Origin of the sequence: Brucella sp., assembly GCF_032066345.1 — a bacterium.
Taxonomy (GTDB): domain Bacteria; phylum Pseudomonadota; class Alphaproteobacteria; order Rhizobiales; family Rhizobiaceae; genus Brucella; species Brucella pseudogrignonensis.
Genome location: NZ_DAMBKZ010000019.1, coordinates 21,527 through 36,657, shown reverse-complemented (window position 1 = coordinate 36,657; position 15,131 = coordinate 21,527). Strand labels below are relative to the sequence as shown.

Genomic DNA, 15,131 nt, shown 5'->3' with positions numbered 1-15,131 from the left:
AGCCCCGGTTTCCCGGGGCTTTTTATTACTTCTTGTTCTGGCGGTTTTCGATCAGATCGTCCACGACGCCCGGATCGGCAAGTGTCGACGTATCGCCCAGTGAGCCGAACTCGTCTTCAGCGATCTTTCGCAGGATACGGCGCATGATCTTGCCGGAGCGGGTCTTTGGCAGGCCGGGCGAGAACTGGATTTTGTCCGGCGTTGCAATCGGGCCGATTTCCTTACGCACATGACTTACCAACTCTTTGCGCAGAGCGTCTTCGTCCTGCACGGCTTCGCCGGTCATCAGTGTGACATAGCAATAGATGCCCTGTCCCTTGATCGGGTGCGGGTAGCCAACAACAGCGGCTTCCGAAACCGAGTGATGCGAGACGAGTGCCGACTCGATTTCGGCTGTGCCAAGACGATGGCCGGAAATATTGAGCACGTCATCGACGCGGCCTGTGATCCAGTAGTAACCGTCTTCATCACGGCGGCAGCCGTCGCCGGTGAAATACTTGCCCTTATAGGTGGAGAAGTATGCTTCGATGAAGCGCTTGTGATCGCCGTAAAGGGTACGCATCTGGCCCGGCCAGCTATCGATGATGCAGAGATTGCCGTCGGTCGCACCTTCGACAATCGCGCCTTCATTGTCCACCAGCTGCGGCTTCACGCCAAAGAATGGACGCGTCGCAGAGCCTGGCTTGAGGTCAGTTGCGCCTGGTAAAGGCGTGATCAGAATACCGCCGGTTTCCGTCTGCCACCATGTATCAACGATTGGCGAATGCTGATCGCCGACCACGTTGTAATACCATTCCCAAGCTTCCGGGTTGATCGGTTCGCCGACCGAGCCGAGAAGGCGCAGCGTTGAACGCGATGAGCGGGTGACGAATTCGTCGCCAGCGCCCATCAATGCGCGGATCGCCGTTGGTGCGGTGTAGAAGATGTTGACGTGGTGCTTGTCCACCACTTCCCAGAAACGACCCTGATCGGGGAAGTTCGGCACACCTTCAAACATCAGTGTGGTGGCGCCGTTGGCCAGCGGTCCGTAGACGATATAGGAATGGCCTGTGACCCAGCCCACATCCGCGGTACACCAGTAGATGTCGCCATCATGATAGTCGAAGACATATTGATGGGTCATCGAAGCGTAGACGAGATAGCCGCCGGTGGTGTGCAGCACACCCTTTGGCTTGCCGGTTGAGCCGGAAGTGTAGAGGATGAACAGCGGATCTTCCGCGTTCATTGGTTCCGGTTCACAGGTCGGTTCGACGCTTGCGACTTCCTGATGATACCAGAGATCGCGGCCCGGTCCCCAGCTGACCTTGCCGCCAGTACGGCGCACGGTCAAAACCTTGTTGACCATAACATATTGCTTGGCAGCGATGTCGATAGCGGTATCGGTGTTTTCTTTCAGTGGAACCGGCTTGCCGCCGCGCACGCCTTCATCCGCAGTGATGACGAAAGTGGATTCGCAGTCAACGATACGACCAGCCAGCGCTTCCGGCGAGAAGCCAGCGAAGACGACGGAATGCACCGCACCAATACGGGCGCAGGCGAGCATTGCGTAAGCTGCTTCCGGGATCATCGGCAGATAGATGGTGACGCGATCACCTTTCTTTACGCCATGCTTCTTCAACACATTGGCAAGGCGGCAGACATTTTCATGCAGCTCGCGATAGGTGATCTTCTTGTCGATATAGGGATTGTCACCTTCCCAGATGATCGCAACCTTATCGCCACGGCTTTTCAGATGACGGTCGATACAGTTGTAGGAGACGTTAGTGACGCCATCCTCATACCACTTGATCGAAACGTCGCCGTTGAAATCGGTGTTCTTGACTTTGGTGAAGGGTTTGAACCAATCAATCCGTCGGCCGTGCTTGGCCCAGAATCCATCCGGGTCGGTCACGCTCTCATTGTACCATTCGAGATACTTCTCGTTGTCTATGAGCGTGTTCTTCTTTGCCCCCGGCAGAACAGGGTAAAGCTTTTCCGACATGTCATCCTCCTTGCTGTACGGCGATCCTCCCGCCGTAATCGATAGCTCGCATCGGGGCGAAGCTATCGCCAGACTCATCTACATTCCGTCTGGCTAAACGTAAATTAGACATTGGGATCGACTATGGTCCAGAGTGACGCAGCACAAAAATATGATCAACGTGGCAGCACTCATCTTGATATGGTGCTAACATATTGTTTTTACTATTTAAAAACTATTTTTGACGAGTATAATTATTGTCGGAGCCTCTCAATGTTCACAATAGGCTCCCTATAAAAAGGGGAAATCGCTATGACGACATCCGCTTTTAATTCAAAGCCAGCCCTCGGTGCGAAGTCGGCATTTGAGCTCCAGCTTGCCGGTTACGGTCTGACAACGGCAAAGCTTTTCTACCACATGCCCGATCATCCGCATCTGTTGCAGCTCTTTGTCTGGCAGGATTATGATATTGCGCCAGATTTTCCCGTGCTGCACCACTTCATCGAGTTCTGGAAGGAGAAGATCGACGGTCCGCTGCATTCAGTGGTCTATGTTCACTGCAAGCTGCTTGGTCCGTCTGACTGGAAACATTTGCAGGGAGAGATGCTTTTGCATTGAACGAAGCTCCTCTATGATCGGCATCATGGTCGGATTTCAGCGAGGATTAAGGCTCATCAAATGGCGTTTGTGCATCTTTCTCACCCGGAAAAAGCGCTGCTCTACGCCTCCAAGACATTGCTTGGCTGTCTGATCTGCTGGTTTGGATTGCAATGGGCGGGGATTGAGCACCCGATATGGGCGGTGATTACCGTTCTCATCATTTCCGATCCCGATGTCCGCACCACGCTTGCGCTTTCGCAAGCACGCGCCATCAATACGGCAGTGGGATGCATGATCGGTATGATCACGATCTGGCTCGTGGGATATTCGCCGGTTGCCAGTCTGTTTGGAGCAGCATTAACCGTCTTCGTGATCCTGATGATCGACCGTTATCCGGTCAATTGGCGTCTGGCGCCCGCAACCGTGGTGATTGTGATGGATGCGGGACGCTTTGCTCAAACGCGCAATGAAGAGCTTCTGCTCGCACTATCGCGGCTCATCGAGATAGCGCTCGGGTGCGTGGTCGCAATCATTCTGGCCTGGATTTACACCAAGCTTATTGAGAAGGTGCGCGCGCACCGTCAGCCTTCACGGCCTCAAGCAGAAGGCGAATAGCTTCTGCTGCCGAAAATCGCCGATCCCACGCGCACTGAAGTTGCGCCGAAACCGATAGCGGTTTCATAATCACCCGACATGCCCATGGAGAGCTTTTCAACGCCTGCGGCGCGGGCAAGCTTTTCAAGCAGTGCAAAATGCGGCCCCGGATTTTCATCTGCAGGCGGGATGCACATCAGGCCTTCGATGGAGAGGCCATGTTCGGTGCGGCAGCGTTCGACAAAGCTGACTGCTTCTTTTGGCGGGATGCCAGCCTTTTGTTCTTCAAGGCCGGTATTGACCTGCACATAGAGCTTCGGGCTTTTGCCCTGCTTTTTGATCTCGGCGGCTAAGGCGGCGGCGATCTTTTCGCGGTCGACGGTTTCGATGACGTCGAAGAGGGCCACGGCGTCTGCTGCCTTGTTGGATTGCAACGGTCCGATCAGATGCAGCTCGATGCCCGAATAGGCTTCGCGTAAGCCGGGCCACTTGGCTTGAGCTTCCTGAACGCGGTTTTCACCAAAGACCCGCTGGCCGAGATCAAGTGCCGGGCGAATTTCATCGGCTTCGAAGGTTTTTGAAACCGCCACCAGTGTTACGGAGCCCTTTTTGCGCAGCGCTTCTTTTTCTGCATTGGCAATCGCGGTCTTGACCGTGTTCAGGTTCGCACCAATATCTGACCCAATATCTGACATGGAATTCTCGCTTTCAGGCTTTTAAGTCCGCAAAAGGTTGACGCTCTCGCCAATACGTGGTGAAGGTCGCCATTAAATATCGACTCTCCTTATTGCATCACCTTCGTACGAGTAAATACGCTCATGGCATCCGAACGTTATAATCCGCGTGTGGCGGAAGCTCATTGGCAGAAAATCTGGGAAGAAAACCAGACTTTCGAAACCGACAACAGCGATCCCCGCGAGAAGTACTACGTCCTAGAAATGTTCCCTTATCCATCAGGGCGCATTCACATGGGTCATGTGCGCAACTATGCGATGGGTGACGTTGTTGCCCGCTACAAGCGCGCCAAGGGTTTCAACGTGCTTCATCCGATGGGCTGGGATGCGTTCGGTATGCCTGCGGAAAACGCGGCGATGCAGAACAAGGTGCATCCGAAGGAATGGACTTACCAGAACATCGACACGATGAAGCGTCAGCTGAAATCCATGGGCCTGTCACTCGACTGGTCGCGTGAATTTGCGACCTGCGATGTCGAGTATTACCATCGTCAGCAGATGCTGTTCATCGATCTGTTTGAAAAAGGTCTGGTGACGCGTAAGACGTCCAAGGTCAACTGGGACCCGGTCGACAACACGGTGCTTGCCAATGAGCAGGTGGTGGATGGTCGCGGCTGGCGCTCTGGTGCGCTGGTCGAACAGCGCGAGCTGACACAGTGGTTCTTCAAAATCACCGATTTCAGCGAAGATCTGCTGGCTGGTCTCGACACGCTTGACCAGTGGCCGGAAAAAGTCCGCGTCATGCAGAAGAACTGGATCGGCAAGTCGGAAGGCTTGCAGGTTCGTTTTGCGCTGAATGCGTCGACCGCACCTGCTGGCTTCTCAGAAGTTGAAGTTTACACGACCCGTCCGGACACACTGTTCGGCGCGGCTTTCGTGGCCATCTCTGCCGATCACCCACTGGCGAAGAAGCTTGCAGAAAACAATGCCTCGCTCACCGGCTTCATCGATGAGTGCCATCAGCATGGCACGTCGCTCGCAGCGCTTGAAACCGCTGAAAAGAAGGGCTTCGATACCGGCATCAAGGTCAAGCACCCGTTCGATGAGAATTGGGAACTGCCGCTCTATGTCGCCAATTTCGTGTTGATGGAATATGGCACAGGCGCTGTCTTCGGCTGTCCTGCACATGATCAGCGCGATCTGGATTTTGCCAATAAATATTCGCTGAAAGTTACGCCGGTTGTTCTGCCGAAGGGCGAGGACGCTGCAAGCTTCAGTGTGGGCGAAACGGCCTTTACCGACGATGGCGTGATGATCAATTCGCGCTTCCTCGACGGCATGACGCCTGAAGCAGCTTTTGCCGAAGTGGCGGAGCGTCTGGAAAAGACCGAGCTTGATGGCCGCCCGCAGGCTGAACGCAAAGTTCAGTTCCGTCTGCGTGACTGGGGTATTTCGCGTCAGCGTTACTGGGGTTGTCCGATCCCGATGATCCATTGCGAAAGCTGTGGCGTCAATCCGGTGCCGCGTGCCGATCTTCCAGTCAAGCTGCCGGATGATGTCGAGTTTGACCGCCCGGGCAATCCGCTCGACCGTCATGCGACTTGGCGTCATGTGAAGTGCCCGAAATGCGGTGGCGAAGCTCGTCGCGAAACGGACACGATGGATACGTTCGTCGATTCGTCCTGGTATTACACGCGCTTCACCGCGCCGTGGGAAAACGAGCCGACAGATCGTGCGATTGCTGATCGCTGGTTGCCTGTCGATCAGTATATCGGTGGTGTTGAGCACGCGATCCTGCATCTGCTCTATTCGCGCTTCTTCACCCGCGCCATGAAAGTGGCAGGCCATGTCGGTATCGATGAACCATTCAAGGGCCTGTTTACGCAGGGCATGGTGGTGCATGAAACCTATAAGGCCGATGGTCAGTGGGTTGCACCTGCCGATATCCGCATCGAAGACGTTGACGGCAAGCGCGTCGCAACGCTCATCGAAGGCGGCGCACCGGTCGAAATCGGTTCGATTGAAAAAATGTCGAAGTCGAAGAAGAATGTGGTCGATCCTGACGACATTATCTCGTCTTACGGCGCAGATACTGCGCGCTGGTTCATGCTGTCAGACAGCCCGCCGGAACGCGACGTCATCTGGACGGAAGCCGGTGCCGAAGGCGCGCATCGTTTCGTACAGCGCGTCTGGCGCCTGGTTTCGGAAGCTGCTGCTGGCTTGAAGGATGTAGCGCCGAAGGCTGGCACACAGGGCGATGCGCTCACCGTATCAAAGGCTGCGCATAAAACTGTACAGGCTGTTGGTGACGACATCGAAAAGCTCGCCTTCAACCGTGCCGTTGCCCGCCTTTACGAGCTGGTCAACACGCTTGCAGCGCCACTGCAGCAGGTTGCAGCCGATAAGGCTGACGACGAGCTGAAAGCTGCATTGCGTGAAGCGACCGAAATGCTGGTTATGATGCTTGCACCAATGATGCCGCATCTGGCTGAACAGTGTGCAATTGAACTGGGTGGCAAGATTGCCGGTCAGGAAACACTGGTCGCCCGCGCAGAATGGCCGAAGTTCGATGCGGCTCTGATCGTGGAAAACGAGATCGTTCTGCCGGTTCAGATCAACGGTAAGAAGCGTGGGGATTTGACAATCGCGCGCGACGCTGATCAAGCTACAATCCAGCAGGCGGTGCTCGAACTTGACTTCGTCAAGGCCGCGCTCGAAGGGGGCTCGCCGAAGAAGATCATCGTGGTTCCGCAAAGGATCGTCAATGTCGTTGCCTGATCGCTTTATTTCAGCATTTAAGGCCTTTCGTGTCGCAATCGCTGCTCTTGGAGCAGCGGTTCTGATTGCAGGCTGTACAGTGCATCCGCTTTATTCGTCAGGTGGTGCTGGTGGCACGATCGGTGGCAGTGCTGCACCCGATATGCGCAGCAAGCTTGCGTCGATTGCCATCGACCCGGCAGGCAATGTGTTCCAGCAACAGGTTCGTAATCGCCTGATCTTCCTTTTGGGAGGTGGTGCTGGCGAACCTGCTACTCCGAGCTATCGTCTCAGCCTTGGTCTCAGCGCAAATACCCTGAATGCCGTGAGTGTCGATATCGGCGATCAGACCGACCGTACCGGCCGTCCATCCGCTGGTATCGTGAAGGCTACGTCGAGCTACGTATTGCGTGACAAGGATGGCAAGCCTCTTGTTTCCGGCACACGTACCGCTGGTGCATCTTTCGACCGTCCGCGTCAGGAATTCGCCAACCTGCGCGCGCAGCGTGATGCGACCAAGCGTGCAGCTGAAGAACTGGCCGAGCAGATCTATCTCGCACTTGCAATACAGATGTCGAAGCTCTGAGCGCGTCAGCTTGATTGAGTTTGAAAAGGCGGCGCATCTTGTGCCGCCTTTCGTTTATCTAGGCTGAGGAAATCATGCGGCTCGTTTCATTTTCGGCAAAAGGCTATCGCTCGCTTCGGTCTGTCCGGTTTGATCTGGGGCAGGTCACGGTCTTTGTCGGTGAAAACGGCGCTGGAAAATCCAATCTCTATCGCGCCCTGCAGCTCGTGAAAGCTGCTGCAGAAGGCACATTCTCAACCGAGATCGTGCGCGAAGGCGGTATGCAATCTGCCATGTGGAGCGGCACTCGGCGCAAACATGAACCGCCGCGAATCATCCTTGAGGCTGAGTTTGAAGATGAACGCCTCGCTTCGCGCCTGTCTTATCGTGTCGAAGCAGGACTCCCGCCGCCGGTATCGGGCGCTTTTCCGTTTGAGCCGCAGATCAAGGAAGAGCAGCTCAATCTTGACACCGGGCGACGTCCGGTTGACCTGATGGATCGCAAAGGGCCAGCAGTTTTTGCGCGTGACGGGGAGGGGCGGCGAACTGAGCACCCGAGCCGCCTTTTAACATCGGAGAGCGGTCTCTCCGTCTTGGGACAGTCAGGGCATTATCCGGAGATCGGTGATCTCGCAGCGCAAATGCGCGGCTGGCGCTTCTATCATGGCTTCAGAAGCGACCGCGATGCACCGGTGCGTCAGCCATCAATTGCCGCAACCGCTGCGATGCTTGATGAAGACGGCAGCAATCTGGCTTCGGTCTTTGCGACGCTTGCCCATATCCGTCAGGATACGGTCGATCTTGATCATCTGATTGCCGATGCGCTGGAAGGTGCCAAGCTGGTCATTCCGTATCCGGAAGAAACCGCAACATTTGGCCTCAATTTTCCGGCCTTTCCGCCACGCGTATTTCGGCCGGGTGAGCTATCTGACGGGCAGATACGGCTGCTCGCGCTTGCAGGCGCGCTTCTGTCCTATCGGCTGCCGCCTTTGATTGCTCTGAACGAGCCGGAGGCCAGCCTGCATCCTGACATGATTCCATCGCTTGCGAAGATGATCGCGCGAGCTTCCGAGCGCAGTCAGATATGGGTGGTCACGCATTCGGCCCGGCTCGCGGAAGCCATTACGGAATATTGCGGCAGCAGGCCGATCCGTGTTGCCAAGCAAGATGGCGAAACTGAACTTGGATAAACAAAAACGGCGGACCAATGATCCGCCGTTTTACATTCTAATCAGTAGACTGATTAAGCAATTTTCTGGCCGGTCTTCGCCCAGTCGGCGAGGAAGGTTTCGAGGCCCTTGTCGGTCAGCGGATGCTTGACGAGTGCCTTGAGTGTTGCCGGAGGTGCGGTAACGACGTCGGCGCCGATGAGAGCTGCTTCCTTGACGTGGTTTACGGTACGAACCGAAGCGGCGAGGATTTCAGTGCGGAAATCGTAGTTGTCGAAAATGGTACGGATTTCAGCAATCAGTTCCATGCCGTTGACGCCCATGTCATCGATGCGGCCGATGAATGGCGATACGAAGGTCGCGCCTGCTTTTGCTGCGAGCAGAGCCTGATTGGCCGAGAAGCAGAGCGTCACGTTGGTCTTGTGACCATCGGAGGTCAGTGCCTTACAAGCCTTGAGGCCATCGAGCGTCAGTGGCAGCTTGATGCAGATATTGTCTGCGATCTTGGCAATGACGGCAGCTTCCTTCATGATCTGCTCATATTCTGTTCCAGCAACTTCAGCCGAAACCGGGCCCTTGACGAAGGAGCAGATTTCTTTTGTTACTTCGAGAATATCGCGGCCAGACTTGAGGATCAGCGACGGGTTGGTGGTCACGCCATCGACCAGTCCGAGGTCGTTGAGTTCGCGGATTTCCTTGACGTCCGCAGTGTCCACGAAAAACTTCATAACAGCGTTCCTCCATAATGAGCGCGGGGTGTTGTGGGAAACTAAATCCATTTAATTCCCGGAAGGTGGCTTTTCTTTAGCGCAAAGCCACGCCAAGGTCACGCAATCATGTCGAAAGATTCGCACGATATTTTGAGCCTTTTCGCGGAACCCACTCCGAGTGTGGTGCCGGTGCTTGTACCCATGCCCGCGGAGCGACCTTATTCTTATATGGTGCCGGAGGGAATGCATGTCCAGCCCGGTTCAATCGTGCGCGTGCCGTTGGGGCCGCGCGAGGTTGCGGGAATCGTTTGTGATGGCGCGACCGATGCTGTTGACGCCAAGAAGTTGCGTGCAATTTCTGAAGTTTTCGATTGCCCGCCTGTGGATGCTCAGATGCTGCGTTTCATGCGCTGGGCCGCCGATTATACGCTTTCGCCGCCCGGAATGGTGGCGCGCATGGTGCTTCGCGCGCCCGCAGCCTTTGATCCTGAGCCGAAAGTACCGGGGCTTCGTTACAATGGTCACGAGCCGGAGCGCATGACGGATGCCCGCGCCCGGGTGATGGAACTGGCACGCGACGGTTTGGCGTGGACCCGCTCTGGGTTGGCCCATGCCGCTGGTGTCTCGCTGACCGTTGTGGATGGTCTGAAAACGCAGGGCGTGTTTGAGGAAGTGATGCTTCCGCCGCCTGCTGTCGTTGCCACGCCGGATACGGATTATTCGCGGGCCACACTGTCGGAGGATCAGCAGGCTGCTGCCGAAATGCTGGCCGAATCGGTTGAGGAAGACTCTTTCTCAGTTTCACTGCTTGATGGTGTGACCGGCTCCGGCAAAACCGAAGTCTATTTTGAGGCCGTCGCCAAGGCGCTCGAGATGGGCAAGCAGGTGCTGATTCTTTTGCCGGAAATTGCGCTGACACAACAGTTTCTCGACCGCTTCCATGATCGCTTCGGGGCAAAGCCTGCCGAGTGGCACTCCGATCTTGCGCCGCGCACACGCGAGCGCGTCTGGCGGCAGATTGCGGAGGGAACCGTGCGTGTGGTCGCCGGTGCTCGTTCGGCATTGTTTTTGCCGTTCAAGGAGCTTGGCCTGATCGTGGTCGATGAAGAACATGATCCGGCTTACAAACAGGAAGACCGCGTTTTCTATAATGCGCGCGATATGGCGGTCGTGCGTGGCCATATTGGCGGTTTTCCAGTGATATTGGCATCGGCAACGCCTTCTATCGAAAGTCAGGTGAATGCCGATCAGGGGCGCTACAAGCGAATCAAGCTCTATGGTCGCTACGCGGAAGCGGCACTTCCGACACTGAAGACTATTGATATGCGGCGCTCTCCGCCTCCGCCGGGACGGTTTTTGTCGCCAGCCTTGACCGAAGCTGTGGGTAAGACTGTTGAGCGCGGCGAACAGGCGCTGCTGTTTCTCAACAGGCGGGGCTACGCGCCGCTCACGCTTTGCCGCGTCTGTGGTCATCGTTTTCAGTGTCTGCAATGTTCAAGCTGGCTGGTTGAGCATCGTTTTCGTGGGCAGTTGATGTGCCATCAGTGCGGCTATCATGAGCCGGTGCCGGAAGCTTGCCCGGAATGCGGTACGCTTGACCATCTGGTTGCTTGTGGACCGGGTGTTGAACGCATTGCCGAGGAAGTGGCTGCAACCTTCCCGGACGCGCGAATCATTGTTCTTTCGTCGGATATGGCGGGTGGCGTTAAGCGTCTTCGGCTTGAACTGGATGCTATTGCCAAGGGTGAGGCGGATATTGTCATAGGCACGCAGCTCGTGGCCAAGGGGCATAACTTCCCAAACATGACGCTTGTGGGCGTTGTGGATGCCGATCTCGGGCTTGCCAATGGTGATCCGCGTGCAGCCGAACGCACTTTCCAGCTGCTCAATCAGGTGACAGGCCGCGCAGGCCGAACAGGCCGCAAGAGCCTTGGTTTGCTTCAGACCTATCAGCCTGACCATCCGGTGATGCGAGCTATCGTCAGCGGTGATTCGGAAGCGTTTTATGCGCGGGAAATCGAAGAGCGCGAACGAAGTGCCCTGCCGCCATTCGGACGACTTGCCGCGCTGATTATATCCGCTGACAACCGGCCTGATGCTGAAAATCATGCGCGCGCGTTAAGGCGTGCAGCACCTCATTCTTCCGAGGTTTCGGTGCTTGGTCCAGCTGAAGCGCCGCTTGCACTGGTGCGTGGCAGACATCGGTTCCGCATCCTCGTTCACGGAACGAAAAGAGCGGATATTCAAGGGTTTATCCGTGCGCTTCTTGCAGCTGCACCCAAAGAGCGTGGCTCTATCCGGGTGCAGGTGGATATTGATCCGCAGAGCTTCCTGTAGCGTCCAAAGCTATGGAAACGCGTCGGGTTTTTCGCTATAGCGCTTGAAACCAAGAGGTGAAACGCAATGGAATTTTATCTCCCCATGACCACCGGCGAGTGGCTTGCCTGGAGTGCTGCGGTCGTAACGGCGCTAGCGGGACTGATCATGCTTTTTGCGCCGGGCATCACCATGAAGCTGCTGCGTTTTCAGCCAATCAACGCGCGTCCGGAAGCTTATAGCTCCATCCGCGCTGTTCTGGCCGGTCCTTATCTTGGGGTCGGGCTCGGTTGTCTCATCTTCGCACAACCTTTTCTCTGGGTTGTGCTGGGTGCCGTATGGGGATTTGCGCTCTTCGGCCGCTTCATTTCAATGATGTCGGATAAAAGCGCAACTTTTTACAACATCGTTGCTGCCATCATCGAATTTTTGCTTGCCGCCGGACCTTTGCTTTACGCTTTTGGTTTCGTCAGCTGAGAAGCCAGGTAAGGGCAGGGCGGAGGCGAGAGTCGAGGCCAAGTTGCCGTGCTAAAAAGCATCCTGCTTCATTAGTGGGCTTGGTTAGTAGTTTTCTAACCTAAAATTGCGGCAAAACTTACACAAAAGTGCGGGATTCGCGTGTTGCGAGTCCGGTTCGTCTATGCTAGACGGCAATCACATTTCGGTGTTGTCGCGCTCGCGCGTCAGGGGTTCCCCGGAAACATTCAATAAAATCATCTGCTTGGGCCTTTTGGTCCTGCTGAACTCCCAAAAAGATGGTTTCAACGTAGAGAGCAGGTTGTTCGTGGCAGAAACGTCTTCGCTCATTTCAGGTGTCGCACAGCGTTACGCCGGATCGTTGTTTGAGCTCGCGCTCGATGCAAAATCCGTTGCTGCTGTGGAAAAAGATCTTGGCCGTTTCGAGGCGCTTCTGAGCGGAAGCGAAGACCTGAAGCGTCTGATTTCCAGCCCGGTCTTCAATGCTGAAGACCAGCTTCACGCCATTGGCGCGATTGCTGACAAAGCTGGCATCAAAGGTCTGGTCGGCAATTTCCTGCGCGTCGTGGCGTCTAATCGTCGCCTGTTTGCGCTGCCGGGCATCATCGCCGCTTTCCGTGAGATTGCAGCTGAACATCGCGGCGAAGTTTCCGCAGATGTTATTTCTGCGCATGAGCTGACGAGCGCTCAGCAGAACGAATTGAAGGCAACGCTGAAGAGCGTGGCCGGCAAGGACGTGACGATCAATGTCACCGTAGATCCTTCGATCCTCGGCGGGCTTGTCGTCAAAATGGGTTCGCGTCAGATCGACACGTCCCTTCGCACTAAACTTTCTTCTCTCAAGCTTGCACTGAAAGAGGTCGGCTGATGGACATCCGCGCCGCGGAAATTTCCGCTATCCTGAAAGAGCAAATCAAGAACTTCGGCAAGGAGGCTGAGGTCTCCGAAGTCGGTCAGGTTCTGTCCGTCGGCGACGGTATCGCCCGCGTTTACGGTCTGGACAATGTTCAGGCTGGCGAAATGGTCGAATTCCCTGGTGGTATTCGCGGCATGGCGCTTAACCTTGAAACCGACAATGTCGGTGTGGTTATTTTCGGTGCCGACCGTGACATCAAGGAAGGCGACGTCGTCAAGCGTACCGGCGCGATCGTTGACGTTCCAGTCGGTCCAGGCCTGCTCGGCCGCGTTGTCGATGCTCTCGGCAATCCAATCGACGGCAAGGGCCCAATCGTTGCTACTGAGCGTCGCCGCGTCGACGTCAAGGCACCGGGCATCATTCCGCGTAAGTCGGTTCATGAGCCAATGTCGACCGGCCTCAAGGCTGTTGACGCTCTGATCCCTGTTGGTCGTGGTCAGCGCGAGCTGGTCATCGGTGACCGTCAGACCGGCAAGACCGCTATCATTCTCGATACCTTCCTTAACCAGAAGCCAATCCACGACAACGGCCCAGACAGCGAAAAGCTTTATTGCGTTTACGTTGCTATCGGCCAGAAGCGTTCGACTGTTGCTCAGTTCGTTAAGGTTCTCGAAGAACGCGGCGCTCTCGAATATTCCGTCGTGATCGCGGCTACCGCTTCCGATCCGGCTCCGATGCAGTACCTTGCACCATTTGCAGGCTGCGCTATCGGCGAATATTTCCGTGACAATGGCCAGCACGCTCTGATCGGCTATGACGATCTTTCCAAGCAGGCTGTTGCTTATCGTCAGATGTCGCTTCTGCTTCGTCGTCCTCCGGGCCGTGAAGCTTACCCAGGCGACGTATTCTATCTGCACTCACGTCTTCTTGAGCGCGCTGCAAAGCTTAACGACGAAAACGGCGCTGGTTCGCTGACGGCTCTGCCAGTCATCGAAACGCAGGGCAACGACGTTTCCGCGTTTATTCCGACCAACGTGATCTCGATCACCGACGGCCAGATCTTCCTCGAAACCAACCTGTTCTATCAGGGTATCCGTCCGGCTGTTAACGTCGGTCTGTCGGTTTCCCGCGTTGGTTCGTCCGCTCAGATCAAGGCCATGAAGCAGGTTGCCGGTTCGATTAAGGGTGAACTCGCCCAGTATCGTGAAATGGCAGCATTTGCTCAGTTCGGTTCGGATCTTGATGCTTCGACTCAGCGTCTGCTTAACCGCGGTGCACGTCTGACCGAACTTCTCAAGCAGCCACAGTTCTCGCCGCTTAAGACGGAAGAACAGGTTGCCGTGATTTACGCTGGCGTGAATGGCTATCTCGATAAGATCGCCGTCAACCAGGTTGGCAAGTTCGAAGCAGGTCTTCTTTCTTCGCTGCGCACCGAGCACAAGGATGTTCTCGACGCGATCCGCGACGAAAAGGCACTCACCGACAACATCAAAGCAAAGCTCAAGGCAGCGGTCGACGCGTTCGCCAAGTCTTTTGCTTGAACTTTGTGACGGGATGAACGGATGCCTTCACTAAAGGATCTGAGAAACCGTATCGCCTCGGTCAAGGCGACGCAGAAAATCACCAAGGCGATGCAGATGGTCGCCGCGGCGAAGCTGCGCCGTGCCCAGGAAGCTGCGGAGGCTGCACGGCCTTATTCGCAGCGCATGGGCGCCGTTCTCGCTAACATCGCGCAGAACGTGAGCGGTGAAGATGCACCGGCTTTGATGGCTGGTACAGGTAAGGACGACGTGCATCTGCTCGTCGTCGCTACTGCAGAACGTGGCCTTTGCGGCGGTTTCAACTCGCAGATTGCGCGTTATGCGCGTGATCATGCCCGCAAGCTCCTCGCTGAAGGCAAGACAGTCAAGATTCTGACGATCGGTAAAAAAGGTGCAGACATTCTGCGTCGTGAATTTGCTTCGTTGATCATTGACCATGTCAATCTGCGTGAAGTCAAACAGCTTGCTTTTGTGCATGCCGACCAGATCGGCCACAAGATCATTGAACTGTTTGAACAGGGCGCATTTGATGTCTGCACGCTGTTCTATTCCGAGTTCAAGTCGGTGATCGCACAGATTCCGACCGCACAGCAGATCATTCCGGCTTCGGCTGGAAATGCTGAGCAGGCGGATACTGCAGGCGATGCGATTTATGAGTACGAACCTGATCCTGCGGCGATCCTGAGCACGCTGATCCCGCGCAATATTTCGGTCCAGATTTTCCGCGCTCTGCTGGAAAATGTGGCGGGCGAAATGGGCGCGAAGATGAGCGCAATGGACAATGCGACGCGTAACGCCGGTGACATGATCAACAAGTTGTCGATCACGTATAACCGTCAGCGTCAGGCTCAGATCACCAAGGAACTGATCGAAATCATTTCGGGCGCGGAAGCGCTCTAATCGGAAGGTAAA

Annotated in this window: 13 protein-coding genes; 10 read left to right on the top strand and 3 right to left on the bottom strand. The window is 55.7% G+C overall.

Annotated elements, in window-relative coordinates:
• Nucleotides 1–25: 25 nt before the first annotated feature.
• On the bottom strand, nt 26–1,981 hold the full coding sequence (gene acs, locus RT142_RS19415) for an acetate--CoA ligase (protein WP_064321095.1): 1,956 nt from the start codon (nt 1,979–1,981) through the stop codon (nt 26–28).
• A 291-nt stretch (nt 1,982–2,272) separates the two neighbouring features.
• On the opposite strand from acs, the gene RT142_RS19410 reads away from it, so the two are divergent.
• Together RT142_RS19410 and RT142_RS19405 are read left to right on the top strand one after the other, a co-directional pair.
• Complete coding sequence (locus tag RT142_RS19410) at nt 2,273–2,578, top strand: usg protein (protein ID WP_007876843.1); 306 nt, start codon at nt 2,273–2,275, stop codon at nt 2,576–2,578.
• 60 nt (nt 2,579–2,638) lie between these two features.
• Nucleotides 2,639–3,175 carry an FUSC family protein gene (locus tag RT142_RS19405; protein ID WP_112808206.1) on the top strand — a complete coding sequence of 179 codons (537 nt, stop codon included), beginning with the start codon at nt 2,639–2,641 and terminating at the stop codon, nt 3,173–3,175.
• Here RT142_RS19405 and RT142_RS19400 read toward each other — a convergent pair.
• Nucleotides 3,157–3,849, bottom strand: a complete 693-nt coding sequence (locus tag RT142_RS19400) for a YggS family pyridoxal phosphate-dependent enzyme (RefSeq protein WP_112808204.1) — start codon at nt 3,847–3,849, stop codon at nt 3,157–3,159. The genes RT142_RS19405 and RT142_RS19400 overlap by 19 nt on opposite strands.
• Nucleotides 3,850–3,972: 123 nt before the next feature.
• Here RT142_RS19400 and leuS point away from each other — a divergent pair, with 123 nt between their 5' ends.
• From leuS to RT142_RS19385, 3 genes are all read left to right on the top strand, one after another.
• Nucleotides 3,973–6,606 (top strand): leucine--tRNA ligase, encoded by a 2,634-nt coding sequence (gene leuS / locus RT142_RS19395; RefSeq protein WP_105518952.1) that lies wholly within the window; start codon nt 3,973–3,975, stop codon nt 6,604–6,606.
• Entirely contained in the window at nt 6,593–7,171 is a 579-nt protein-coding gene (gene lptE, locus RT142_RS19390; protein WP_313030819.1) for an LPS assembly lipoprotein LptE, read from the top strand. The genes leuS and lptE overlap by 14 nt, the downstream gene beginning before the upstream one ends.
• A 74-nt stretch (nt 7,172–7,245) precedes the next feature.
• Complete coding sequence (locus RT142_RS19385) at nt 7,246–8,340, top strand: AAA family ATPase (protein ID WP_112808200.1); 1,095 nt, start codon at nt 7,246–7,248, stop codon at nt 8,338–8,340.
• 53 nt (nt 8,341–8,393) lie between these two features.
• Here the strand turns inward: RT142_RS19385 and fsa are convergent, their stop codons facing one another.
• Nucleotides 8,394–9,047, bottom strand: coding sequence for a fructose-6-phosphate aldolase (fsa, locus tag RT142_RS19380; RefSeq protein WP_007876832.1), 654 nt, complete (start codon nt 9,045–9,047; stop codon nt 8,394–8,396).
• Nucleotides 9,048–9,155: 108 nt separating this feature from the next.
• Here fsa and RT142_RS19375 point away from each other — a divergent pair, with 108 nt between their 5' ends.
• The 5 genes from RT142_RS19375 (at nt 9,156) to RT142_RS19355 (ending at nt 15,119) form a co-directional block, all read left to right on the top strand.
• Nucleotides 9,156–11,366, top strand: a complete 2,211-nt coding sequence (locus tag RT142_RS19375) for a primosomal protein N' (RefSeq protein WP_112808198.1) — start codon at nt 9,156–9,158, stop codon at nt 11,364–11,366.
• Nucleotides 11,367–11,432: 66 nt separating this feature from the next.
• Entirely contained in the window at nt 11,433–11,822 is a 390-nt protein-coding gene (locus tag RT142_RS19370; RefSeq protein WP_112808196.1) for a DUF4345 family protein, read from the top strand.
• Between the two features lie 307 nt (nt 11,823–12,129).
• On the top strand, nt 12,130–12,690 hold the full coding sequence (locus RT142_RS19365) for a F0F1 ATP synthase subunit delta (RefSeq protein WP_007876824.1): 561 nt from the start codon (nt 12,130–12,132) through the stop codon (nt 12,688–12,690).
• Nucleotides 12,690–14,219, top strand: a complete 1,530-nt coding sequence (gene atpA / locus RT142_RS19360; RefSeq protein ID WP_007876822.1) for a F0F1 ATP synthase subunit alpha — start codon at nt 12,690–12,692, stop codon at nt 14,217–14,219. The genes RT142_RS19365 and atpA overlap by 1 nt, the downstream gene beginning before the upstream one ends.
• Nucleotides 14,220–14,240: 21 nt before the next feature.
• Complete coding sequence (locus tag RT142_RS19355; protein WP_007876818.1) at nt 14,241–15,119, top strand: F0F1 ATP synthase subunit gamma; 879 nt, start codon at nt 14,241–14,243, stop codon at nt 15,117–15,119.
• Nucleotides 15,120–15,131: the final 12 nt, after the last annotated feature.

Excerpts from the sequence above, each read along its gene's own strand:
- acs (WP_064321095.1), bottom strand. The coding sequence starts at position 1,981 with ATGTCGGAAAAGCTTTACCCTGTTCTGCCGGGGGCAAAGAAGAACACG.
- RT142_RS19410 (WP_007876843.1), top strand. The coding sequence starts at position 2,273 with ATGACGACATCCGCTTTTAATTCAAAGCCAGCCCTCGGTGCGAAGTCG.
- RT142_RS19405 (WP_112808206.1), top strand. The coding sequence starts at position 2,639 with ATGGCGTTTGTGCATCTTTCTCACCCGGAAAAAGCGCTGCTCTACGCC.
- RT142_RS19400 (WP_112808204.1), bottom strand. The coding sequence starts at position 3,849 with ATGTCAGATATTGGGTCAGATATTGGTGCGAACCTGAACACGGTCAAG.
- leuS (WP_105518952.1), top strand. The coding sequence starts at position 3,973 with ATGGCATCCGAACGTTATAATCCGCGTGTGGCGGAAGCTCATTGGCAG.
- lptE (WP_313030819.1), top strand. The coding sequence starts at position 6,593 with ATGTCGTTGCCTGATCGCTTTATTTCAGCATTTAAGGCCTTTCGTGTC.
- RT142_RS19385 (WP_112808200.1), top strand. The coding sequence starts at position 7,246 with ATGCGGCTCGTTTCATTTTCGGCAAAAGGCTATCGCTCGCTTCGGTCT.
- fsa (WP_007876832.1), bottom strand. The coding sequence starts at position 9,047 with ATGAAGTTTTTCGTGGACACTGCGGACGTCAAGGAAATCCGCGAACTC.
- RT142_RS19375 (WP_112808198.1), top strand. The coding sequence starts at position 9,156 with ATGTCGAAAGATTCGCACGATATTTTGAGCCTTTTCGCGGAACCCACT.
- RT142_RS19370 (WP_112808196.1), top strand. The coding sequence starts at position 11,433 with ATGGAATTTTATCTCCCCATGACCACCGGCGAGTGGCTTGCCTGGAGT.
- atpA (WP_007876822.1), top strand. The coding sequence starts at position 12,690 with ATGGACATCCGCGCCGCGGAAATTTCCGCTATCCTGAAAGAGCAAATC.
- RT142_RS19355 (WP_007876818.1), top strand. The coding sequence starts at position 14,241 with ATGCCTTCACTAAAGGATCTGAGAAACCGTATCGCCTCGGTCAAGGCG.